At 65.6% G+C, this 395-nt stretch carries 1 protein-coding gene; it reads left to right on the top strand.

What is annotated here, in order from left to right:
• Positions 1–358 (top strand): glutaminase (locus EN991_RS39615; RefSeq protein ID WP_206519393.1); only part of this gene is annotated, 358 nt, incomplete at its 5' end.
• Positions 359–395: the final 37 nt, after the last annotated feature.

Here is a 395-nt window from a genome sequence, read left to right as displayed (position 1 = left end):
CTTCCACCATTGCGCCATCGCAATGAGTTGCCGGCAACTGGCACTCGCCGGCCGCTTTCTCGCCAATGGCGGCAAGAACCCGGCGACCGGGCATTCCGTGGTGTCGGCCGAACGGGCACGCCGCATCGGCGCGATGATGCTGACCTGCGGTCACTATGATGGCTCCGGCGATTTCGCCTTCCGCGTCGGCATCCCCGGCAAGAGCGGCGTCGGCGGCGGCATATTGGGCATCGTGCCGGGCGTGGCGTCGCTTGCCGTCTGGTCGCCCGGCCTCAATGCCAACGGCAACTCCAAGCTGGGGTCGATCGCGCTGGAAAAGCTGGCCAGGATGATGAACTGGTCGATCTTCGCGCCGTGATGCATGTCGCCCAAAAGGTGCGGAGCGGTTTTGGGAC

The organism is Mesorhizobium sp. M7A.F.Ca.US.005.03.2.1 (assembly GCF_003997795.1).
GTDB lineage: Bacteria > Pseudomonadota > Alphaproteobacteria > Rhizobiales > Rhizobiaceae > Mesorhizobium > Mesorhizobium ciceri.
This window is presented reverse-complemented; position numbering and strand designations above follow the sequence as displayed.